The organism is Micromonospora sonneratiae, assembly GCF_042679305.1.
GTDB lineage: Bacteria > Actinomycetota > Actinomycetes > Mycobacteriales > Micromonosporaceae > Micromonospora_H > Micromonospora_H sonneratiae.
Window position 1 is genome coordinate 1 of the sequence record NZ_JBHTMP010000052.1, and the last position, 22044, is coordinate 22044.

Here is a 22044-nt window from a genome sequence, read left to right on the forward strand (position 1 = left end):
TGCCGCGAGTGCCGCCGCGCTGGCCGCCTGGACCCGGCCGGCCACGCCGGTCCACCCGGTGCCGACCGATCTCGGGTACGCCGCAGCGCGGCGCGCGGTACGCGTGGAGGGCGTCCTCGCCGGCCTCGACACCCCGCTGGTCGTACAACTCCTCTCGGCGTCGACCATCGCCGAGGGGCGGGTGCCCTGGGGGCTCGGTCCGCACCTCAACGGCACCGAGCAACTCCCGGTGGTGGCCACCGAGACCGAGGCTGCCGCCCTGCGCGAACTGGCCGGGAGCCGGCCGATCGTGCTGGTCGGACGGCACCTGCACCGGCTGGCCGGGGCGGCCGAACTGGTCGAGGCGCTGGCCGCCGAGCACCCGGTTGCCGTGGTCGAGATGGGTTGGCCGTCGAGCTGGCGGCCAGCCGGAGCGCGGGCCTTCGTCACCACGTACGGCGCCAGCCACGCCAACGGCCGGGCCGCAGCCGAGGCCCTCGGTCTAGCCGCAGCCGCCCACTGACGCACCCATCCCCGTGATCAGGGAATGACTCCCGCGTGTCGCTGGCGTGTCACAGCCCAGCACCCCTGATCACGGGGATCTTGCGCATCACGGGGATCTCGCGTGCCCACCGTCACCCCGCACGCCGTCGCAGCCTCTGTTGAACACGTTCAGATTGGCCGTACACTCAGGACACCCAAGACCTGAACACGTTCAAGAAAGGGCGTGCGGATGGATACCAAGGTCTGGATGTACCTGGTCTACCTGGCGATCAGCATCGGGCTGACCATCTGGGTGGCCGGCGCACTCTCCCGCAACGGGCTGGTCTTCCTGGAGGAGGTCTTCACGGACAGCCGGCTGGCCAAGGCGGTCAACAGCCTCCTCGTGGTCGGCTTCTACCTGCTCAACCTCGGCTACGTCACGGTCGCGATGCGGCACTCCGATCCGATCGACTCGACCAGCCAGGCGATGGAGGAGCTGTCGATGAAGATCGGCCTGGTGCTGCTGGTGCTGGGCGCACTGCACTTCTTCAACGTCTTCGCCCTGAACCGCTACCGACGCGGTCGGCTCCGCCAGCTCGCCACCCATCCACCGCTGGCACCGGCCGGCCGACTGCCGATGCATCCCGCATACGCCGCCCCGGCTCCCGTCGGCCGCCCCGGGCCGGTCGCCCCGCCCTCCACTCCCCCGCCCCCGCCGACGCCCTCCACTCCGCCAACGCCCCCCGCCCAACCCTGATGACCTTCTCCGATGCCGATCCCAGCGCTCACGGGGCCGCTGGGATCGGCTCCCTGACCGTCCTCTACGACAGGCACTGCCCCCTGTGCCGAACCGCTCGACGCTGGCTGGAGTCACGCGCCCAACTCGTACCGCTGGTCTTCGTGCCCGCCGGGTCGACGCAGGCCCGGCAGCAGTTCCCCGGCCTCGACCACGATGCCACGCTGCGCGACATCACCGTCGTGGCCGACACCGGCGAGATCTACGTCGGTGACGGCGCCTGGCTGGCCTGCCTGTGGGCCCTGGCCGACTACCGGGCGACGGCGGACCGGCTGGCCAGCCCGCACCTGCTGCCAGCGGCCCGGCGGATGATCGCGGCAGCGTCGGCGGTCCGTCAGCGGAGCCGGGACCCGGGATACGGTGACAGCGATGACCGAGCAGAATGCGCCGACGACCGCTGCGGTCCAGCCGACGACGGTACGTGGTGAGCAGACCCGGCAGCTCATCCTGGACACGGCGATGCGGCTGTTCCGCGAGCGCGGGTACGCGCAGACGACCATGCGCGCCATCGCCCAGGAGGCGGGGGTGGCGGTGGGCAACGCCTACTACTACTTCGACTCGAAGGAACACCTGATCCAGGGGTTCTACCAATCTGCCCAGGTCGAGCACCGGGCGGCAGTCGCCCCGCTGCTGAGCCGGGAAACCGACTTCGCGGCGCGACTACGTGGCACATTGCACGCGGGCGTCGACGTGCTGACACCGTCGCACGCTTTCGCGGCGACGTTCTTCAAGACCGCAGCCGAGCCCACTTCGCCGCTGAGCCCGTTCTCCGCCGAGTCCTCGGAGCCTCGCCTCGCCGCAATCGGGCTGTTCCGTGAGGTACTGGAGGGCTCGACCGCCAAGGTCGACGCCGAGCTCCGTACCGACCTGCCCGAACTGCTGTGGCTGGCGTACATGGGGGTGATCCTCTACTGGGTGCACGACCGGTCACCCGAACAGGCGAAGACCCGCCGGTTGATCGACGGATCAGTGCCGCTGATCGATCGGCTGGTCGGACTCTCCCGGCTCCGGGTGTTGCGGCCGGTCACCCGCGAGGTGCTCGAATTGATTCGCAGCATCCGCCACTAGTTACTTTCCGTTATCGACGGATCGACTCAGGGACAGATGACCTGTCTTCGACAGGGTGGCGTACCAGCGCCGACCAACCTAACGGGTAATTCGGTCCGGGCATCTTGAAAGGTCATCCTCGGATACGTAGCGTTACTGCCAGCGGCCGGGCGTTGCTCCCTGACAGCACTTACGCCGCTGGCGATCTTCGACGAAGTCCACAGTCAGCCGTCGCCTGAGCACAGCCGTACCTGCGCGCAGCCGTCCCTCGGGTACCGGCCCGCCACGAGCCACGACCTGGGGACGGATGCGGACCGTGGGCCCGTTCGGGTCCACGGTCCGCGTCATTTCCCGGGTACGCCCCGCCGCCCATCCCTCGACCCGGCCGCCTGCCGACCCCTCCTCGGCCGGACCGGGCGGCACCGCCACTACCGTGGACGGGCACCAGACGCCTCCAAGAAAGTTGGACCGGCATGACGGCAGACAGCGCCGCCCGTACGCTCACCCCACTCGCCGAGATCCTGGCCGACTACCGTCCCCGTACCGATGCCGAAGCCGCCGACGTCGACCGGGCACGCCACCTGGCAGCCGGCGAAGATCCGTGGAGTCGGGCCGCACCGCTGCACGTCACCGGGTCCGCGCTGGTCATCCACCCGGCCAGCCGGCGGGTGCTCCTACGCTGGCACCTCCGCCTACAGGCGTGGCTACAGGTCGGCGGGCACGCCGACCCGGGCGAGGTGGAGCCACTGGCCGTCGCGCTGCGCGAGGCACGGGAGGAGACCGGGCTGACCGATCTTGTCCCGTGGCCCGACACCGCGCCGGTGCACGTCATCATCGTCCCGGTGGCTGCTTCTCCCGCCGAGCCGGCACACGAACACCTCGACGTACGGTTCGTACTGGCGACCGACCACCCCGACTCGATACGACCGGAGGACCCGGCGGCAGCACTTCGATGGCTGTCCGTCGAGGAGGCGCTGGCCACGACGGAACCCAACGTCGGCGAGACCCTGGCCCGGGTGACCTGGCCCGGCTAGCGGGCCGCACCGGTTTGCCTCAGTTGGTCGTCCCGGACGAGAGTCCGTACGCCCACCAGCCCCGGTCGGCGAAGCCCGCCGATTCGGCGACCCGGGCCGAACCGATGTTGGCCGGCTCGTGGAGGTACGTCGGTACCGCCCCCTCATCGAGCACCCGCCTCGCGGCCCGGGCGACCAGCCGTCGGGCCAGTCCCTGGCCACGTGCTGCCGGCTCGGTGCCGACCGACAGTTCGTGCCCGTACCGGTCGTGCCGCTTGATGCCGGCCCCGGCCAGGTAGCGACCGGCGCCGTCCCGGACGACCAGCACCTCCCCGCCGAACGGGCGCAGCCACGGCGGCACCACCGGGTCGTCCACCGGGAGCCACTCACCGACCTCGGGCAGCGGCGCCGGGGCGAGTGTGTAGCGGAACACCGCCCGGTAGCCGTACCAGTCATCGTGGCCGACGGCCTCGGGCAGGGCGGCCAACAGCTTCCCGGGTGGGAGATGCCGCAGTTCCCGGACCCGCTCGGTACGGCCCGGCGGCACCGAGAGCACCATCCGGTCCGGATCGGCGACGCCGATCACCGGGTGCAGCCTGCCGTCCCAACCCGGTTCGGTACGGCGGGTCGAGCCCACGACATGCACCGGTTGCCGGGCCGGCCACTGCCCCAGCCAGGTCACCAGGTGGCGGTAGAGCCGCCGGTCAAGCATCCGTCTGCTCCTCCTGACGAGCCAGACCCACGTGGTCGTTGGGTGTGACGTAACCGCCCGTAGACGATCGCCACACCCATGATCGTAGGCCGGTCGGCCGCCATCGGCTGGACGCTGACGGTCCCATTGTGGGAGGGGGCACCCCTACCCCTAAGCTTCCTAGGAAATCAGCATGATCGCTTTCTGCCCTGACACGAGCCCCACCGGGCCGAGCAGGCACCCACCACCGACCGAGACGACGACGAACAGGGACCCGGACATGAAGCTTATCGACAAGCTCGCCTGGCTACGGGTGGAGGACGGCAGGATCCTCTGCGCCCGCTCGTACGGCAACGACGTGTTCTACGTCCCGGGTGGCAAGCGGGAGATGGGCGAGACCGATCACCAGGCGCTCAGCCGGGAGATCAAGGAGGAGCTCTGCGTCGACCTGGTCGACGGAACGATCGAGTTCGCGAAGATCTTCGAGGCGCCGGCGCATCGGCACGCCGAGGGCACGATCGTACGGATCACCTGCTACCGGGCCGACTATCTCGGAACGATCGAAGCCGGCAGCGAGATCGAGGAGTTCGCCTGGCTGGACTACTCCGTTCGGGACGAACTCACGCTGGGCGGACAGATGATCTTCGACTGGCTGCGCGCCAACGGCGAACTGTAGGACCCGGCAGTCATTCATCGCAGCAGATGCGCCACTCGGCGCAATCATGCCGTGCACACACCGATAGTTCGTGCCGGGACACACGGCCGCGCCTAACATCCGCCTCGGGAGCCGGCATGGACCGCACCCCGGCGGCGGCCATCCATCCTCTGCCAAGGGCGCTTCGCGTGACCGCGGGAGGACGGCAGAGTTCCGTCGGCGCAGGTGACGGCACTGCTGCAGCCGGCCTGCGCAGCAGCAGGAGGAGCAAAGGCTCATGAAGCCACCCAGGAGACCGCACGCGATCCGGCTCGCGATGGCCGGCGTCGTCGCGGCGACGATCGCGGCGGTGATGGCAGTGACGGTGCCGACCCGGGCCGCCACCCTGACCGAGGTCACCAACTTCGGCACCAACCCCGGCAACCTACGCATGTACCTCTACGTTCCGGACAACGTCGCACCACGCCCGGCGCTGCTGGTGGCGGTGACTCACTGAGCATCGTGTCGATGACGAGGTACGTGCAGCAGAACCACAACGCCGATCCCAACCGCACCTACGCCACCGGTGTCTCGTCCGGCGCGATGATGACCAACGTGCTGCTCGGGGCGTACCCGGACGTCTTCAGGGCCGGGGCGGCCTTCGCCGGGGTGCCGTTCACCTGCTTCGCCGGGCCGAACAAGTGGAACAGTGCCTGCGCCCAGGGGCAGATCACGAGGACCGCACAGCAGTGGGGCGACCTGGTCCGCAACGCCTACCCGGGCTACACCGGCGTACGGCCAAGGATGCAACTCTGGCACGGCACCAACGACGAGATCCTCTCCTACGTCAACTTCGGCGAGGCGATCAAGCAGTGGACCAACGTCCACGGGCTGAGCCAGACCCCGACCTCGACGGACAGTCCACAGCCGAACTGGACCCGTACCCGCTACGCCAACGGTGCGGGTCAGGTGCTGGTCGAGGCGGTAAGCATGGCCAACACCCCGCACAACCTGCCGGTGCAGGCAGCCGCGGCGATCACGTTCCTCGGTCTGGACACCGCCGGTCCGTCGCCGACCTCGTCACCGTCCCCGACCTCGTCACCGGGGCCGTCCACGCCTCCCCCGGGCCCCGGCGGGTGTACGACGACCTTCACCGTCACCAACTCCTGGCCGGCCGGGTACGTGGCGGCGGTACGGGTCACGGCCGGCAGTGACGGCGTCGACGGCTGGCGGGTCGCGCTGCCGCTGCCGACCGGAAACAGTGTCGTCAACTCCTGGAACGGCCAGTTCAGCGCCACCGGCGGCACCATCCAGGTGACGAACATGAGCTACAACGGACGGCTGTCGGCAGGCACGTCCACCGAGTTCGGCTTCCAGGCCAACGGACCGGTCCCCAACCCGAGCCTGACCTGCGCCGCCCTGTGACACGTACCTGAGCAGCGGTGGGGGTTCGTCCGTCCCCCACCGCTGCGGGGCACGTGGTCAGCAGCCCAACTCCGGCAGGGTGAACCGCCAACGCTGCGCCTTCAGCAGCGGGATGACGCGGTCCACGGCCTCGACCGTCTGACCACGGTCGCCACCGCCGTCGTGCAGCAGCACCACCGCACCGGGCGTGATGCCCTCCCGTAGCCGCCGGACGAGTTCGCCGGTGCCGGGCGGTTCCCAGTCGGTGACGGCCAACTGCCAGCCCAGCGGCTGCATGCCCAGCGACGCGGCCACTGACGGGGTCGATCCCCAGGCGCCGTAGGGAGCGCGGAAGTACGGGATGCGTACTCCCGGCACCGCACGCTGGATCGCGGCGCTGGTCGCCCGCAGATCGGCCCTGATCCGCTCCGGACCCCAACCGCTCATGTCGTCGTGGTGCATGGCGTGGTTGCCGAGCGTGTGTCCGGCAGCCACGAGATGCCGTACGACGTCGGGGTGTTCCTCGACGTGGTCGCCCCACAGACAGAACACCGCCTTGACGCGGTGCCTGCCCAGCACGTCGAGCAGCCGCAGGGTGTCGCGGGGGTTGGGGCCGTCGTCGAAGGTGAAGCTGACGGCCTTTCCGGTGCCCCGCGCGGTGTCGACGATGCCGCTGCCGGGCCGCTGCTTCGGGCGAATGCTGTCGGACGAGAACATGGGGACCTCTCAACGCCGTAGAGGGCAGGAACGCCCGTCCCGTTGGGAGTTGGTAGGAGTCGCTGCACCGGGCTCCTGTGGCGGGCGGGACGAGGTGACCGTGCGGTACGGCGACCCGGAGGCGCTTGCCAGGTCACCGGCGATCGAGATGCGGTCGCCGTACCGCACGGCTCGATGGGCGAGGTTCAGCTACGGTGGTCCGCCACCGGCAGCCGACCCGATGTCAAGCCAGCCCGTTGTCAGCCGATCCGGCAGGTCAGGGCCGGCCACGACCAGTTCCCGCCGTGCATGACGGTGAAGCCGAAGGTATTGCCGTTGCCGTTCGGCCGCATCGTCATCACGTTGCCGCTGCTGTCCCAGGTCGGGTTGCCGTTCCAGGTGGCGATGATCCGCTGCGGCGGGGTGACCGTCACGGTGACGATCCAGTTGCTGGTGCCGGACACGGTCACGCTGCCGTTGAACCGGTCACTCCACTTCTGTCCTTCGGTGTAGGTGGTGGAACAGTTGCCGCCCCCGGGCGGTGAGCTGGTCGGACCGGGTGAGGTGGGGGTGCCCGTACCACCGAGGGCGGCCAGGACGGCGTCGTAGGCCGGCTTCTTGTTGTAGTTGCCGTCGAACAGCAGCGGTGTGCCGCTGGCCCGCCACGAGTACTTGTCGGTGATGCCCCAGACGGTGATGCCGGTGCAGCGTGACACGGCCAGGCAGGCGTTGACGACGGTGCGGTAGCTGTTGGCCTGGCTGGTGCCCGAGCCTTCGATGTCCAGTTCGGTGATCTGCACGTCCACACCGAGGGCGGCGAAGCTCGAGATCGTCGTCTGGTAGTTGCCCGGCACCGGGGACTGGCTGTTGAAGTGGGACTGTAGGCCGACACAGTCGATCGGTACGCCCCGGCTCCTGAAGTCGCGGACCATGTTGTACACGGCCTGTGTCTTGGCGTGACTCCAGTCGTCGATGTTGTAGTCGTTGTAGCAGAGTCTGCTACCCGGGTCGACCGAGCGGGCGGTACGGAACGCCTCCTCGATGTAGCCGTTGCCCAGGCGCTGCTGGAAGACGGAGTTGCGGCGCGCGCCGCTGCTGCCATCCTCGAACGCCTCGTTCACCACGTCCCAGGAATGGATCTTGCCTCGGAAGTGGGTCATCACCTGGGTGATGTGGTTGTTCATCACGGAACGCACCTCGGTGGCGGAGGAGAGGCTGCTGACCCAGCCGGGCAGCTGGGAGTGCCAGACCAGGGTGTGGCCGCGTACCTTCATGCCACGGTTGACGGCATGGTCGACGATCTGGTCGGCCGAGCCGTAGGTGAAGTTGCCACGGGACGCCTCGACGGCATCCCACTTCATCTCGTTCTCCGGGGTCACCGAGTTGAACTCCCGGTTGAGCACCGTTGCGTACGCCGATTCGCCGAGCCGGTTGGCGGCGACGGCGGTGCCGAAGTAGCGGCCCTTCTCCGCTGCCGCGGCACCCAGGGTCGAGGCGGCGCTGGTCCGGGTCGCCACGGTGAGGCCGGCACCCACCGCGAGTACGGCGACGGCACCTACCGTGATCGCGTTCCGCAGCTGTGTTCGACGACGCGACGCTGTCTCTGGAGAGAATCTGCTGGTCACTGCTGCTCCTTCCACGGAACAGGTAGAACGGGGCACGTGGGGGGATCAGCGAGCGACATCGAAGCCTCGGGCCTCGCCTCCAGGATCGGGGCTGCTGTCGCGATGGGCCGGGTACGCCGTGGAGGCGTTGGCGGCAGGCCCGTCTGGAGCAACTCCATTCGCCGTAATGATTCTCGGCAGCCCGTTTTCACAGCGTCAACGACTTTCGGAAACTATCGGAGCGGGTACGGTTCCCGGTCAGGCTCGTGGGCTGCGGCTTTCACCGGCGAAGCGCCGAAGTCAGTGGTGCTGCGCCACGACTCTCGAATTCGCCTACGAGCGCGGTTTCCGAAACAGGTACGCAAATTATCGATCTTGTCTGGCCCGGCACCATCCGAGTCAGTGTTCGAGGTAGGTGGCCCGGTCGAAGTCGGCGTATGCGCCGTCGTTGCCGAGATCCTGCACCCACAGGCCGAGGAACGCCCCGGTGAAGCCCCAGGCGGCGGGCTCGCCATCGATGATCAGCGCAGCGTGTTCGTCGGACAGGATGGTGGCGTCCAGGTCGATCGGCAACTGCCGCCAGCCTCCGCCGAGGTCGTAGCTGAACCGCGCCACCGGTCCGTCGATCAACACGCGCAGGCCGACCCGGGTGGCGGTCCCGACGTCGACGGTCAGCTCGGGATGGGCCGTACGCCGACCGCTGTCGGAGCTAAGCAACTCCAGCACGGTACGACCGTCGTCGGCGCGGGTCAGGTAGAGGTGGTGCCAGTTGAGCGTGTTGTAGTAGGCGGTGATGCCGGCCAACTGCCGGTGGTCGGCGGGCTGGAACTCCACCACGGTCGAGAGTTCGCAGTGCGCCGACCCGACCCGGCGCGCGACGAGGCTCGGCCACTGCCTGCCGACGGGCGACTGGCCGCCGTGCAGGCGCAGGTACGAGGGACGGGTACGCAGGTCGACCCAGTCGCTGCTGGCCGGACGGCGCAGCGTGGACCACCAGGTCGCCAACTGGTCGGTGTCGAAGTGGTCGGTGGCCGGCTCGTCCGGCCACCGGTGGGTGGGCAGGTCGGGCGCGGCGACCTCGTCGGCGGGAACGCCGCCGGGAATGCTCGGCCAGGCACCGGGGGCCCAGTCGACCCGCTGGATCGCGGTCTCCCTGCCCAGCACGCAGTTGCCGAACGGGGTACCGGGGCGGGCGACGAGGTGGGCGAGGTACCACTGACCGTGCTGGGTACGTACGAGGCTGCCGTGACCGGCCTTCTGCAACCGCAGGTCGGGGCGCCCCACCGAGGTCAGCAGCGGCCCGTCCGGCGCCACCTCGTACGGTCCGAACAGGTCCCGGGAGCGGGCCACGGTCACCTGGTGCTCCCAGCTCGTGCCCCCCTCGGCGGTGACGAGCCAGTACCACCCGTCGTGGCGGTACAGCCGTGGTCCCTCGGTGAGGCCGACCTCCGTACCACTGAAGATGATCCGCGCCCTACCGACCAGTCGCCGTTGCCTGGTGTCGTACCGCTGGATCTCTATGCCGGCGAAGCGGTCCCGGCCGGGCCGCCAGTCGGAACTCATGCTGAGCAGCCAACTCGTGCCATCCTCGTCGTGGAAGAGCGAGGCGTCGAACCCGTGTGAGTGCAACCGCACCGGATCCGACCATGGCCCGGTGACGTCCGGGGCGGTGGTGAGGAAGTTCTGTGGGTCCCAGTAGCCGCTGGCGAAGCTGGCCACGTCGCTGTAGACGAGGTGGAAGAGCCCGTCGTGATGGGACAGGTCGGGTGCCCAGACCCCGTTCGAGTCGCCGCAGCCCCGAAGGTCGAGTAGTCGCCGCTCGGTGATGATCCCGGGCAGGGCCCGCCAGTGCACGAGGTCGCGGGAGTGGTGCAGCCGCACTCCGGGATACCACTCGAAGGTCGAGGTGGCCAGGTAGTAGTCGTCGTCGACACGCAGGATCGAGGGGTCCGGGTGGAACCCGGACAGGACGGGGTTGCGGATCGACCGGGCGGCGGTGGCCACGTCTGCGATCTCGGTCGACATGTTTCGACTCCTTCGGTCCGACTTCCGGTCGTGTTCCGATCAGGTTCCGGTCGGGTTCCGGAAACTCAAGCCCCGAACGCTCCCGGAATCCCGCCCACCGTAACCGATCACATCGAAATTCGACAGTATATTGACCGCAGAGTATGCACGTCGTAACGTGCACGCCATCATCCAGGAATACCGGCAAGGTTTCGAAAGTTTCGGTGACGCGTTCCGGCACCTCCCGCCGACTGGTTCGGCATCCGAGTACGGCATAAGTCCTCGAAGGGATGGCACATGACAGCGCACCTCTCCCGCAGATCGCTGCTGAGTCTGGCCGGTGTCAGCGCCGGCGCGTTCCTGCTGGGCGCCTGCGGCGACGATTCCTCCACATCGGACGGAGGACAGACCATCGACTGGTGGCACATCCAGAACACCGAGCCGATGCTGCCGGTCTGGGCGGCGATGGCCAAGGAGTACGAGACCGCGCACGACACCGTAAAGATCGCGATTCAGCCGCTGGAGAACGAGGCGTTCAAGGCCAAGCTGACCACCGCCACCCAGGCAGGCTCGCCGCCGGACCTGTTCCAGTCGTGGGGCGGTGGGGTGCTCAAACAGCAGGTCGACGCGGGCCTGGTCAAGGACATCACCGCCGACGTGCAGCCCTGGATCGGAAAACTCCTCCCCGCAGCGGTACAGCCGTTCACCATCGACGGCAGGATCTACGGCGTTCCGTTCGACGTCGGCATGGTCGGGTTCTGGTACAACCGGGACCTGTTCGCCAGGGCCGGCGTCACCGCCCCTCCGGCGACCTGGGCGGAACTGCTCAGCACGGTCGGCAGGATCAAGGCGGCGGGCATCGTCCCGATCGCGCTGGCGGGTAAGGACAAGTGGCCCGGCCACTACTACTGGGCCTACCTCGCCATGCGGATCGGCGGACTGGACGCGTTGCGCAGGGCCGCCGACGAGAAGAGCTTCGACACTCCCGACTTCATCGCCGCCGGTCAACGGCTGAAGGAACTGGTCGACCTACAGCCGTTCCAGAAGGGCTTCCTCGGCGCGGAATACAGCTCGCCGGACGGGCAGGCGGCGACGATGGGCAACGGCGGTGCGGCGATGGAACTGATGGGCCAGTGGGCACCCACGGTGCAGAACTCGTCTTCGACGAGCAAGAAGGGCGTGGGCGACAAGCTGGGCTACTTCGTGTTCCCGGCGGTCGACGGTGGCAAAGGGTCGGTCTCCGAGGCGTTCGGCGGCGGCAACGGCTTCGCGGTGGGCCGCAACGCCCCCGCCTCGACCGTGGACCTGCTCAGGACGTTGCTGGACGTGGCCAACCAGCGCAGGGCCGCAGCGACGGGTGCGGTGCTGCCGACCGTACGGGAAGCCGCCGACGCGATCACCGACCGGAACAACCAGGTCGTCGCGGCGAGCCTGGCCAGCGCGACCGGGTTCCAGCTCTACCTCGACCAGGCGTATCCCCCGGCGGTGGGGCAGCAGGTCAACGACAGCGTCGCCGAGTTGATCGCCGGTACGAAGACGCCGGAGCAGATCGTCAAGGACATCACCACGGTGGCGAAGAGCCAATAGCCATGTCCACCGACCAAGGGCCCGTACCCGCCACCACACACCACGTGGGGCAGGAATGACGACGCCACCGACGGTTCCCCACCGGCGATCCGACGACACGGGAACCGGTCTCTCGGCACCCGTCCCGGCGGCCAGGCTGACGCATGGCCGCCGGGACCGGGGCCGTAACCGCCGCCGGTCGAGCCGCCCGGGCACCATCGTCGTCTTCCTGGCCCCGGCGCTGGTGCTGTTCCTGCTGCTGGTCATCGCCCCGATCCTGGTCGCCGGATACGCCAGCGCGTTCAAATGGAACGGCTTCGGTCTGCCGGACGACTTCGTGGGGCTGGACAACTTCGTTCGAGCCTTCGGCGATCCGACGTTCCTCGGCGACCTGTGGCGGGCACTCGTACTCATCCTGCTGTCCCTGCTGGTCCAGCTTCCGGTGGCGCTGGGGCTGGCCATGCTGCTCAACCAACCGCTGAAGGGTCGCAGCGTCTACCGGCTGGTCTTCTTCGCGCCGTACGTGCTCTCCGAGGTCACCACCGCCGTGCTGTTCACCCTGGTGTTCTCCCCCAACCGGGGCCTGGGTGACACGCTGTCCCGCCTGCTGGGGGCCGAAGCCGGCACGATCTTCGCCAACCCGGACACCGTACTGTTTGCGCTGTTCCTGGTGATCTCGTGGAAGTACTTCGGCCTCCACCTGGTCCTCTACCTGGCCGGACGGCAGAGCATCCCCCGCGAACTCGCCGAGGCCGCCACCACCGACGGCGCCAGCCCCTGGCAGGTGTTCCGGCACGTCACGCTGCCGCTGCTCGGTCCGACCATCCGGATCAGCGTGTTCCTGTCGGTGATCGGCACCATCCAACTGTTCGACATGGTGTGGGTACTCACCGGCGGCGGACCGATCCACGCCTCGGAGACCATGGCCGTGACGATGTACCAGTACGGCTTCCGCCGCTTCGAGGTCGGCTACGCCAGCGCAATCTCCATCGTCATGTTCCTCCTGAGCTTCGTCTTCGCCCTGCTCTACCAGCGGATAGTCATGCGCCGCGACACCGAGGGCGCCATCACCACCCGGGGAGTCCAGCGATGACCACCACGAAGAACCCTGCGGTACGGGTGCGTCGCGGCGTCCTGCACCTCATCGCCGTCGTCATCGGCGTACTCATCGTGCTGCCCATCGGATTCGGGGTGCTCGGCGGTTTCAAGGACAACGGCCAACTCTCCACCAACCCGCTGGGCTGGCCTGCCCCGTGGATACCGGCCAACTACACCGACATCCTCACCTCCGGCGTGTTCTGGCGTCAGCTGACGAACAGCGTCCTGATCGCGCTGGCCACCACCCTGGTCATGGTCGGTGCCTCGGCGCTGGCCGCGTTCGTCTTCGCCCGCTTCACGTTCCGGGGACGGGAGTTCCTGTTCACGCTCTTCGCGGTCGGGCTGATGTTTCCGTTCGCGGTCGCGATCCTGCCGCTGTTCATCCTGTTGCGTGGCCTGGGTCTGCTGGACAATCCACTCGGCGTGATCCTGCCCCAGGCCGCGTTCGGCCTACCGGTCACCATCATCATCCTGCGCCAGTTCTTCCGTACGGTTCCCGCCGAGGTCGAGGAGGCCGCCACCCTGGACGGCTGTGACGCGTTCGGGTTCTTCTGGCGGATCCTGCTGCCGATGGCCCGGCCCGCGCTGGCGACCGTATCGGTGCTGGCGATCGTCTCCAGCTGGAACAACTTCATGCTGCCGCTGGTCGTCTTCACCGACCAGAGCTGGTGGACCCTGCCCGTCGGGGTGCAGGCGTTCCAGGGCCAGTACGCCGACGACACCGCCCGGGTGCTGGCGTACGTGGTGCTCTCGATGGTCCCGGCCCTCGGTTTCTACGCGCTGGCCGAGCGTCAACTCGTCGGAGGCCTCGCCGGCGGCGTCAAGGGCTGATCGGCGGTGTCAAGGGCTGATCGGCGGTGTCGGAGCTGGTGGGCGGTGTCAGGGACGGGACCGACGCCGTCGACGGCTGACCGACAGCGTCGAATACTGATCGACAGCCGTAGGCTCGACCAATGACGAAAGGGCGACCGGTGGGTTCCGACGACAAGCGGAAAGTGACCATCGCGACGATCGCGCGGCTGGCCGGAGTGTCCGTGCCGACCGTGTCGCGGGTCCTCAATGGTCGTGCCGACGTCGCTCCGCAGACCCGTGAGCGCGTCGAGGAGCTGCTGAAGCGACACGGCTACCGCCGCCGGCCACCCAGTATGCGGGCCAGCTCCGGGCTGATCGACCTGGTCTTCAACGATCTCGACAGCCCCTGGGCCGTCGAGATCATTCGCGGCGTCGAGGACGTCGCGCATGCCGCCGGGGTCGGCACCGTGGTTTCGGCGATCCACCGCCGGACTTCATCGGCCAAGCAGTGGCTGGACAACATGCGCGCCCGCTCCACCGAGGGTGTCATCTTCGTGACCTCGACCCTGGAACCACCCCTGCAAACCGAGCTGCACCGACTGAACATCCCCGTCGTGATCGTCGACCCGGCCGGCGTACCCCCGCAGGAGGCACCCACGATCGGTGCCACCAACTGGGTCGGCAGTCTGCGCGCCACCGAGTACCTGATCGGACTCGGCCACCGACGCATCGGGTTCATCGCCGGGCCACCACAGCTGATGTGCAGTCGTGCCCGCCTCGACGGTTACCGTACCGCGCTGGAGTCGGCGGGAATCGCCGTCGACGACAAGCTCATCTGCCCCGGCAACTTCTACCACGAGGCCGGCTTTGTCGGGGGCGGCCAACTTCTCGGGCTGCCCGAGCCGCCCACCGCCATCTTCGCCTCCAGCGACCAGATGGCGCTCGGCGTCTACGAGGCGGTCCGGCAGCGTGGTCTGCGCGTACCGGATGACATCAGCGTCGTCGGTTTCGACGACCTGCCGGAGGTCCGCTGGTGTTCGCCCCCGCTGACCACGGTCCGCCAACCGCTCGCGGAGATGGGCATGCTCGCCGCCCGTACCGTGCTCCGGCTGGCACACGGCGAACGGATCGAAAGCCCACGCGTCGAGCTCGCCACCGAACTGGTGGTACGTGACAGCGCCGCCGCTCCGCCCGGCTGAACTGGTACAGGCCCTCCGGGGCCAGCGCCGCGTAGACAAACGACAGCCAACATCTCCTGCGATAGCGGGTGGACGGGCGCCTATCGGCAGCTTTACACGGGCCGAACCCGATCACGGGCCACCGCGAGCCGATGGCACTGATCGGATCGCTGGAGACATACCCACGCAGAGCTTTTTCATCGAAGGATCCAGCTCGTGTCACATATCGAGAAGATCACTGGCGAGTTGCGGACGTTGATGACTGGCGTGGAGCGAGCGCATGGACTAACGACTGTTACCGACCACAAGGCACAGGAGGTGGCGCGGCGAGCTGCGGACGCCGGGTTCACTGCGGTGGCGATGGGCATGACCCAGGTACGAGAAGCGATCATCCTCCTCCAGAATGGCCTGGGTAGCCTTGCCGTCTCGATTAGTGAGGCGACGAAGGCAACGGCGGTCGTGCCGAACGGAGCCTCCCCGCAGGATGCAGCTACCGGCTTGTCACTCGTGCAGGGCGCCGTCGACTCGGTGCGTAATGCGGCGGCCAGCGCCATCGCCCAGGCAGATGAGGTCCGGCGAATCGTCGTTGCCGTCCTCCAGGGTGGGCAACCCGGGCCTTTGTTGCAAACACTGGCGAACGTCAGGGAGATGCTGACTCTGGTTGCGCAGCGTACTGCCCGGCAAAGCGTTGAAACGGCAGTTGCCGAGGCACACCGACTGGGGATCCTCGGGAATTCGATCGCGGCTGGCGGTTCCCCACCGACCAGCGCCAACACCAGCGATCAGGCCTCGACGACCGCCAGATCAACCGACCCCGTCTCGAATGGCCACGGCACCCTGGTGCCCTGGTCCAGGAGGCCCACCGGCGTTCCTGGTGGGTCGCCGACCGGACCGCGTACCAAGATCTCGCCAAAGGATGGACCTGTGCAGCAACGTTCCCTGGAATTGGAGAACGAATGCGCCGATACGGTCGCGGACAAGGGCTACCGAGTCCACCAGAACCCCACAAAACAGCAAGTCGCCGAAGCGCGCCTGAACACCGGCGACACTGGCGATCCGGCAAGTTCCCCAGATTACCTGATCGAGGACTACGTCTTCGACTGCTACTCCCCGACGCCCGGGAAATCGACACGAGGCATCTGGAGCCAGGTCTCCGCGAAGATGGAAAAACGGCAGGCTCAACGTATCACACTGAATCTCCACGACTGGGATGGTGAACTTTCCGCCTTGCAGAAGCAGTTTGCCGACTGGCCGATACCAGACTTGAAGGAGATGCTGGCGGTCACGAGAAGCGGTGCGATCATTCAAGTTGTACGACGAGATCAAGGATAATACCGACATGGCGATCGAATACCACCTGACCCTGGCCGGCGACATCCCACTGGAGCAGGTGGCTGCACTGGCCGCTCCGGAAGCTATCGAGGCTCCGGCCCCGCCCGGCTACCCACGACTGCTCAGTGCGGACCTTGAAGAGTCTCGTGGGTACACGGTCAGCATTACGTCAGGCAGCCATGGCTACTACGAAGCACAGGACGATGACGGTTCACAGTGGGAGTGGGAGCCCGAGGCCTACGTCGATGCAACGTTCCGCATGAGCAAGAATGATCTGTCCCGATACGGGGTGCCGAACATGATAGCGGCCGTGGCCCGCGTGCTAGCTGGTCGAACCGAGGATGCGGCACTTACGTTGAACGGGGACTGGCTGCTACTAACCCGCTTTGGCGGGGAACTGCGCAAGCACAACGTGGCCACCTGGTACGACGAGAACTACGACAACATTTTCGGCAAATAAGCGACCATCGGCTGACGGCAGAAACGGAACTTCATCAGCAGAACTGGTCGCGCTACCGGCCATCGTCGGACCTGCCGGCCAATGACGGCTTCTACAGTACGGACTCGACCCGGACGAGCCTCAACGCGGCTGAACGCGTCGGCGGCCGGCGCAAGGCCGTCGAGTTGTACGAGCACCTCGCGGACCGGCCGAACTTTCGTCGCCTACTCCCGGATGTTCCTGGACAGGCCGCTCAGGGACGTCGGCATCAACCCCGGGAGGTTCTGGTCCACGTACGGTTCGTCGACCGGGTGAGTCCGCCGAGGCGGTCGGTTGCTGTCGCAATGCGAAGATGATCAAATGCGCAGCGAACGTATCGGGGCGATGATCGGCTCCAGCGGCGGCCTTGCCTTCGTTCTGATCAATGCGGGGGACCTGCCCGCACCGGCAGGCCTGCTGATACGCGTCACCGGAGTCGTGGCGTTCCTGGCCGTGGTGTGGTTCGCCGTGATCCGCCCGTCCAACAGGTCGGTGCCGTCGGAGCCGCCGTCGCGGCGCGCGATCCGCATATACGGGACGTCGGTCACGGCGATGGCGATCGGGATCCCGGTCGGCGCAAACCTGATCAACAACGTGCTGCACCTGCCGGTGCTCACGGTCCCATGGGTCATTCTGGTCGTCGGCGCCCACTTCCTGCCGTTCGCCAACGCCTTCGGGGCGCCGGTCTTCGCCCGGCTGGGCTGGACCATGGTCGGGCTGGCGGCGGTCGGCTCGGCCGTCAGCCTTGCCGTCACCGAGGCGGCGGCCCCGTGGGCGGGCGTACTGGCTGGTCTCGCACTGCTCGGATTCAGTTCCGCCGGGGCACGGCGGGTGCAGCCGAAGGTGGAGGCGATGCGCTGACCGGACAACGGGCTGCACCCGCGTGCGTGGTGGATCGGCCTACCGGCCTGACGCCGCCTTCGAACGGTTGAGGCCAGGGGTAGCGAGGGCACCTGTGAGCGTGCCGACCACCGTGATGGCCGCCACTCCGAGGATCATGTACCGAGCCGAGTCGAGCAGCGACGGGCCGCCCATGCTGACGAGTGTGCCCGCGATCGCGGAGGTGACGGAGTACGCGATGAGCTGCGTCGTGTTCAGGGCCGCTGCCGCCTTGCTGCCCTCCTGCTCGTCCTGGGTGCTGCGCAGTGCCGCCACGCTCAAATGTGGAAACGCCACACCGATGCCGGCCCCGGCGACGAAGAGGACCACCGCGAAGACGATCATGCGTACGGTCGACGCCTCCCCGACCTGGAGAGTGCCGTAGATGATCAATCCCACCGCGAGTACGACGGGGCCGAGCCGGATCGCCAGGCTCCTCGCCCGCTCGGCAACCAGGTTCACGCTGAACAGTTGCGCGACGACCCATCCGACGGAGAGCGCGGCACCGAGCAGTCCGGCGGCCAGCGGGCCAAGACCGCCGAGTTCCTGCCCGAACAACGGGATGAAGGTCTCCACCATGACGCCCGCGCACAGGGCGGCGACGGTCAGGTACACCCACTTGAGGTTGTTCGCCCGGTGGTACGTGAGCTGCGGCAGCACGGTTGCCTTGCCGCGCCGGTCGACCACGATGAACAGTACGATCAGCACTCCACCGACGAGGACGGCTGCGACTGTCGCAAAGCCCGGTGGCAGCGTCGAGCCAACGCTGAAGGTCGCCGCCGAAAGGGTCAGGAGTACCAGCGAGAACCAGGGAACCGGTGCAGTTTCCCGGGCGGTCCGCGGTTCGCGGGGCAGGGCCCGGGGAGATAGGACGGCCAGGACGAGCGCGGCGAGAAGCAGCAGTCCGTAGGCCCACCGCCAGGCATCGAGTTGAGCGAACAGTCCGCCCAGTGCGGGACCGACGAGCGTGCCCACACCCCACATCGCCGAGACCAGTCCAGCGGCCCGCGTCCACAGCCGATCGGGCAGCGCGCTCCTGATCACCGCGTAACCGAGCCCCGCCAGCAACCCACCGCCGAAGCCCTGCACCACCCGACCGAGGATCAGCATCTCCATCGACGGGCTGACCGCGTTGAGCGCCGCCCCGAGGCCGAAGACGCTGAAGCCGACCGTGTACGAGCGCGCGGCACCCATCCCGCCCAGAACGCGGCTGACCAACATCGACGCGATGACAGCGGCCATGAGGAAGCCGGTCGCGACCCAGGCGTAGTAGCGAGCGCCGCCGATGTCGTCGACGATCGACGGCATGAGGGCTGCCGTGAAGTAGAGGTTCATCGCGTACAGCGCGACCCCGCCGGCGAGGATGAGGGCGGCTGTCAGGTGCGGCGGCCGGAACAGGTCGGCCCAGCCTCCTTCCTGCCGTGCCGGGTGGCGGGAGGCTTCGACATCGGCTCCCGGATGCGCTGGTGGGGCGGCTGGGCTCGGCGAGTTGCTCATGGGCGGCTACGCTAGGAATTCAAGTGCACTTGAAGTCAAGGTGGCTGGCAGTGAAGGCTCCGACAGACCTGCTCACCGTCGGCGAGGTCGCCCGCAGGGCGGGAATCGCCACGTCGGCAGTGCGTTTCTACGAGGACCGGGGGCTGATCACATCCGAGCGGACGGCGGGCAACCAGCGTCGCTACCGACGGCACGTGTTGAGACGCATCTCGTTGATCCTGGTAGCCAAGCGGATGGGCATTCCGCTGTCCGAGGTGACCGAGGTGTTCGCCGCCCTGCCCGACGACCGGATGCCAGCCAAGCGCGATTGGGAGCGCATCTCACGACGCTGGGCCGGTCATCTTCAGGCACGAAGGCGCGAGATCGAGGAACTGGAACGGGAGATCACCGGATGCATCGGTTGCGGTTGCCTGTCACTGCAGCGGTGCAGGGTGCTGAATCCTGCGGATGAGCTGGGCGAACAGGGAACCGGCCCGCGCCGACTACCCCAGCGCGACCAGCAACGGCCATTCGACTGACGGACTCGGGCACACCTCGACTGGGGTCGATCGGCGATCACGGAGGTGCGCTCTGAACCGATCACGGCACGCCGCCCGGCAGAAGGACCGCTATCGATCGCTGATCTGGTCGTACGGCAGGAGGGCGCGGAGGTGGCCGTCTTCGTGGACGACCCGGCCGGCAACTCCGACGGCCGCGCGTTACGCAAGATACTCGCCCGCCTCGACATCGTCGGCGACACGGCGACGGTCCATCGGGTCCCGGCATGGCGTTGCCTGGCCGAACCGGAGCAGGTGGCGACGGAACTGTCGGAGCATCTCCACCGTCTGCGGACGGGCACGACAGGGCTCTGAAGCAGACCGGAGTCACTGCCGACAGGTCTTCGGCGAACCGGCCGCAACGGTGGCACGTGCCATCAGGGGCGGACGATCTGTGCGAAGTCCTTAACCGCCTGCCCGTAACGCACGTTGTATCCGTCCAGAATGGCTGCCTTCAGGACGTCGTCGCGTACGTCGGAGACACTTCGGGGCGACGAGACCCCGGGAGTGTGCTCGTAGTTCCAAACTATGACATCGAGGAAGACGGGCGCTACGAGCGTCCGCCCCATGCGTAGAAGTGCTTCGGAAATTGCCGGATACGGCGTGTGGGCCGGATCGGCCAACCAGGCACGGAGTGCGGCCTCCTCGACGCTGAAGTCCACGCCGATTCGGCTCAACGCCTGAATGACGTCGGGCTTCGGCTGATCAGGCCCGACATCCAGATCCCTGACCTTGCGGAGCCGGTAATAGACGAAAACCTCCTGGCCCGAGAGGTTCGGATACTGTATCTCGTGGCGGACCTCCTGATCCTTGTCCCTGAAGTAGTCGTGATCGAAGGTTATTCCACGATCTCCGAAGTCGTCGTCCTTGCTCCAGTCGTCGTCCTCCTTCAAATGGCCGCCTATCCTCATGGTCTCGCCGGGGTAGATGTCAACGTTACGGCCGACGTCGATTTTGAAGGTTTCAAGGTAATCGATCGACACCCCCTCGTCGTCCGCCCTCCTGAACAACGTATGACACACCCGGTTGTTTCCGGGAGGCGGCCCGACGCACACACCCAGCGTGCCACGAACCTCCAGGTCCCTATCCGCCTCATCACTTTCGGTGTCCAGCGTGTTGTAGATTCCCTCTAATATGACCTCGACTTCGAAAGGCATTCTTCTCCGCCTCCCCGTTACGATTCATCTTTGCCATCGATGCCAGCGACTCCGACTCGATTCCGACCGGACCGCCGACGCGCCGGCACGGCGGGACGACCGCTGACGCTGGTTCAGGCCCAGGGAACGCGTCGCGCAACGTCAGGCGCTCCTCGTACGGCTACACGGCTGGTTACCCGTCCAGCGCCCGCTCCTCGTACGGCTACGGCCGGTTACCCGTCCAGCGCCACGTCACGCCCCGCCCGCCGGAATTCGGCCGCCCTTCCAACCCGGTCAGCGCCCGACGGCCCCCGCAGGGTCACCCCAATTCCCAGATCCACCGTCCGACATCAGGCGGGACGGATCCGGCGACCATCAACCGGGTTGAATCATCAGCCGTCTCTCGTCGTGTCCCGGACATGCTCGACAGTCGCGTCCGATCAGATTCCTGACCTGATCCCCAGGGACCCGGGAGAGTCTTTTACCGATTGCCAGCAGGGCATACGTCGCGGCGGAACCCGACGTCCCCAGCGCGGACTCCACCAGGCAACCCACGAGCCGATCATTCAACACTCCCGCGATGGTTCACCATCGGCTACCGTCGTCAGATGCCGGCCGACCGCCCTGCCGTGACCGCCCTGGTCGCACTCGTAGTCGTTGACGTCTTCCACACCATTGCCGCCATCGCCCTGTACCAGCACCGCATCGGTGTGGTGACTCACGACGGCTCCGCGATTGTGGAAATGCTCGACACCATCGTGCCGCTCCGTGAGCTGTCCTCGGTGACGGCCTGGCTGTTGTTCCTCACCCTGCTCACCACCGTCGCCGCCGTCGTCTTCTGGCTCGCCCAAAGCCGGCGCACCGGAAAACCGTTCGCTCCCGCAGCCCCGGTGTCCCAATGGCGAATCAGCGCCATCATCGCCCTCCCCGTCAATCTCCTCGCGGCCGTGCAGTACCTGTTCACCACCGAGAGAGGGGGCGAGTACATGCGCACGGCCTGGGGCGAGAGCGGCCTGCTGCTGGTCGCCGCATCCGTGGCACTCGTTGTCACCGCGGTCCTCGGTATCCAGGTCGTCCGGCGCACCGAAGCGCACACCACCGGCGCCGGAGCCACGAGCGCGTAAAGGATCTGGGCACCGCAGCCGCGTCGGAGTTCGACGGCGGGACTTCCCCTTCGGGATCCGGTCGCGCACCGACCTGA

23 protein-coding genes and 2 pseudogenes are annotated in these 22044 nt (G+C 67.5%); 19 read left to right on the forward strand and 6 right to left on the reverse strand.

The genetic code is table 11. From position 1 onward, the window contains the following. From ACFQ4H_RS26130 to ACFQ4H_RS26150, 5 genes and pseudogenes are all read left to right on the forward strand, one after another. Positions 1–502 (forward strand): annotated as a pseudogene (locus ACFQ4H_RS26130) (glycoside hydrolase family 3 protein); the annotation flags it as partial. Positions 503–712: 210 nt separating this feature from the next. Further along, positions 713–1219, forward strand: a complete 507-nt coding sequence (locus ACFQ4H_RS26135; RefSeq protein WP_377575419.1) for a hypothetical protein — start codon at positions 713–715, stop codon at positions 1217–1219. After that, positions 1219–1686 carry a thiol-disulfide oxidoreductase DCC family protein gene (locus ACFQ4H_RS26140; protein WP_377575422.1) on the forward strand — a complete coding sequence of 156 codons (468 nt, stop codon included), beginning with the start codon at positions 1219–1221 and terminating at the stop codon, positions 1684–1686. Before ACFQ4H_RS26135 ends, ACFQ4H_RS26140 begins: the two co-directional genes overlap by 1 nt. After that, positions 1628–2326: a TetR family transcriptional regulator gene (locus ACFQ4H_RS26145; RefSeq protein ID WP_377575425.1), complete on the forward strand. Its 699-nt coding sequence runs from the start codon at positions 1628–1630 to the stop codon at positions 2324–2326. Before ACFQ4H_RS26140 ends, ACFQ4H_RS26145 begins: the two co-directional genes overlap by 59 nt. Before the next feature lie 452 nt (positions 2327–2778). Next, a complete protein-coding gene (locus ACFQ4H_RS26150) occupies positions 2779–3339 on the forward strand; it encodes an NUDIX hydrolase (RefSeq protein WP_377575429.1) in 561 nt (186 codons plus the stop codon). Between the two features lie 19 nt (positions 3340–3358). On the opposite strand, the gene ACFQ4H_RS26155 is transcribed toward ACFQ4H_RS26150, so the two are convergent. Further along, positions 3359–4030 (reverse strand): GNAT family N-acetyltransferase, encoded by a 672-nt coding sequence (locus ACFQ4H_RS26155; protein WP_377575431.1) that lies wholly within the window; start codon positions 4028–4030, stop codon positions 3359–3361. A 259-nt stretch (positions 4031–4289) separates the two neighbouring features. Between ACFQ4H_RS26155 and ACFQ4H_RS26160 the strand changes: the two genes are divergently transcribed. The 3 genes from ACFQ4H_RS26160 to ACFQ4H_RS26170 all read left to right on the forward strand — a co-directional run bounded on the left by ACFQ4H_RS26160 (position 4290) and on the right by ACFQ4H_RS26170 (position 6068). Further along, positions 4290–4685 carry an NUDIX hydrolase gene (locus tag ACFQ4H_RS26160; RefSeq protein ID WP_377575434.1) on the forward strand — a complete coding sequence of 132 codons (396 nt, stop codon included), beginning with the start codon at positions 4290–4292 and terminating at the stop codon, positions 4683–4685. 256 nt (positions 4686–4941) lie between these two features. Continuing rightward, complete coding sequence (locus tag ACFQ4H_RS26165) at positions 4942–5160, forward strand: hypothetical protein (protein ID WP_377575437.1); 219 nt, start codon at positions 4942–4944, stop codon at positions 5158–5160. 11 nt (positions 5161–5171) lie between these two features. Beyond that, positions 5172–6068, forward strand: a complete 897-nt coding sequence (locus tag ACFQ4H_RS26170) for an extracellular catalytic domain type 1 short-chain-length polyhydroxyalkanoate depolymerase (RefSeq protein ID WP_377575439.1) — start codon at positions 5172–5174, stop codon at positions 6066–6068. Positions 6069–6125: 57 nt separating this feature from the next. On the opposite strand, the gene ACFQ4H_RS26175 is transcribed toward ACFQ4H_RS26170, so the two are convergent. The 3 genes from ACFQ4H_RS26175 to ACFQ4H_RS26185 all read right to left on the reverse strand — a co-directional run bounded on the left by ACFQ4H_RS26175 (position 6126) and on the right by ACFQ4H_RS26185 (position 10372). Further along, a complete protein-coding gene (locus tag ACFQ4H_RS26175; protein WP_377575442.1) occupies positions 6126–6764 on the reverse strand; it encodes a polysaccharide deacetylase family protein in 639 nt (212 codons plus the stop codon). Between the two features lie 239 nt (positions 6765–7003). Beyond that, a complete protein-coding gene (locus tag ACFQ4H_RS26180; protein WP_377575444.1) occupies positions 7004–8368 on the reverse strand; it encodes an endo-1,4-beta-xylanase in 1365 nt (454 codons plus the stop codon). A 378-nt stretch (positions 8369–8746) separates the two neighbouring features. Beyond that, positions 8747–10372 (reverse strand): glycoside hydrolase family 43 protein, encoded by a 1626-nt coding sequence (locus ACFQ4H_RS26185; RefSeq protein WP_377575447.1) that lies wholly within the window; start codon positions 10370–10372, stop codon positions 8747–8749. 276 nt (positions 10373–10648) lie between these two features. On the opposite strand from ACFQ4H_RS26185, the gene ACFQ4H_RS26190 reads away from it, so the two are divergent. From ACFQ4H_RS26190 to ACFQ4H_RS26225, 8 genes and pseudogenes are all read left to right on the forward strand, one after another. Continuing rightward, on the forward strand, positions 10649–11938 hold the full coding sequence (locus ACFQ4H_RS26190) for an extracellular solute-binding protein (RefSeq protein ID WP_377575450.1): 1290 nt from the start codon (positions 10649–10651) through the stop codon (positions 11936–11938). Between the two features lie 55 nt (positions 11939–11993). Further along, complete coding sequence (locus ACFQ4H_RS26195) at positions 11994–13010, forward strand: carbohydrate ABC transporter permease (protein ID WP_377575452.1); 1017 nt, start codon at positions 11994–11996, stop codon at positions 13008–13010. Continuing rightward, on the forward strand, positions 13007–13846 hold the full coding sequence (locus tag ACFQ4H_RS26200) for a carbohydrate ABC transporter permease (RefSeq protein ID WP_377575454.1): 840 nt from the start codon (positions 13007–13009) through the stop codon (positions 13844–13846). The genes ACFQ4H_RS26195 and ACFQ4H_RS26200 overlap by 4 nt, the downstream gene beginning before the upstream one ends. 122 nt (positions 13847–13968) lie before the next feature. Then, on the forward strand, positions 13969–15006 hold the full coding sequence (locus ACFQ4H_RS26205) for a LacI family DNA-binding transcriptional regulator (RefSeq protein WP_377575456.1): 1038 nt from the start codon (positions 13969–13971) through the stop codon (positions 15004–15006). 195 nt (positions 15007–15201) lie between these two features. Continuing rightward, positions 15202–15720: pseudogene (locus ACFQ4H_RS26210) on the forward strand (DUF6244 family protein); the annotation flags it as partial. A 189-nt stretch (positions 15721–15909) separates the two neighbouring features. Continuing rightward, complete coding sequence (locus ACFQ4H_RS26215; RefSeq protein WP_377575501.1) at positions 15910–16317, forward strand: CdiA C-terminal domain-containing protein; 408 nt, start codon at positions 15910–15912, stop codon at positions 16315–16317. A 7-nt stretch (positions 16318–16324) separates the two neighbouring features. Continuing rightward, positions 16325–16777, forward strand: a complete 453-nt coding sequence (locus ACFQ4H_RS26220; RefSeq protein ID WP_377575458.1) for a SitI3 family protein — start codon at positions 16325–16327, stop codon at positions 16775–16777. Between the two features lie 339 nt (positions 16778–17116). Then, positions 17117–17656 (forward strand): hypothetical protein, encoded by a 540-nt coding sequence (locus tag ACFQ4H_RS26225; protein ID WP_377575460.1) that lies wholly within the window; start codon positions 17117–17119, stop codon positions 17654–17656. A gap of 39 nt (positions 17657–17695) precedes the next feature. On the opposite strand, the gene ACFQ4H_RS26230 is transcribed toward ACFQ4H_RS26225, so the two are convergent. After that, positions 17696–19171, reverse strand: a complete 1476-nt coding sequence (locus ACFQ4H_RS26230) for an MFS transporter (protein WP_377575462.1) — start codon at positions 19169–19171, stop codon at positions 17696–17698. Between the two features lie 50 nt (positions 19172–19221). Between ACFQ4H_RS26230 and soxR the strand changes: the two genes are divergently transcribed. Both soxR and ACFQ4H_RS26240 read left to right on the forward strand, forming a co-directional pair. Beyond that, the gene (gene soxR / locus ACFQ4H_RS26235; protein WP_377575464.1) at positions 19222–19689 is read left to right on the forward strand and encodes a redox-sensitive transcriptional activator SoxR; all 468 of its coding nucleotides are present in this window, start codon (positions 19222–19224) and stop codon (positions 19687–19689) included. A gap of 132 nt (positions 19690–19821) precedes the next feature. Continuing rightward, a complete protein-coding gene (locus ACFQ4H_RS26240) occupies positions 19822–20022 on the forward strand; it encodes a hypothetical protein (protein ID WP_377575467.1) in 201 nt (66 codons plus the stop codon). Between the two features lie 62 nt (positions 20023–20084). On the opposite strand, the gene ACFQ4H_RS26245 is transcribed toward ACFQ4H_RS26240, so the two are convergent. Further along, entirely contained in the window at positions 20085–20864 is a 780-nt protein-coding gene (locus tag ACFQ4H_RS26245) for a hypothetical protein (protein WP_377575470.1), read from the reverse strand. A gap of 587 nt (positions 20865–21451) precedes the next feature. On the opposite strand from ACFQ4H_RS26245, the gene ACFQ4H_RS26250 reads away from it, so the two are divergent. Then, on the forward strand, positions 21452–21967 hold the full coding sequence (locus ACFQ4H_RS26250) for a hypothetical protein (protein WP_377575473.1): 516 nt from the start codon (positions 21452–21454) through the stop codon (positions 21965–21967). The last annotated feature ends 77 nt before the right edge of the window (positions 21968–22044 follow it).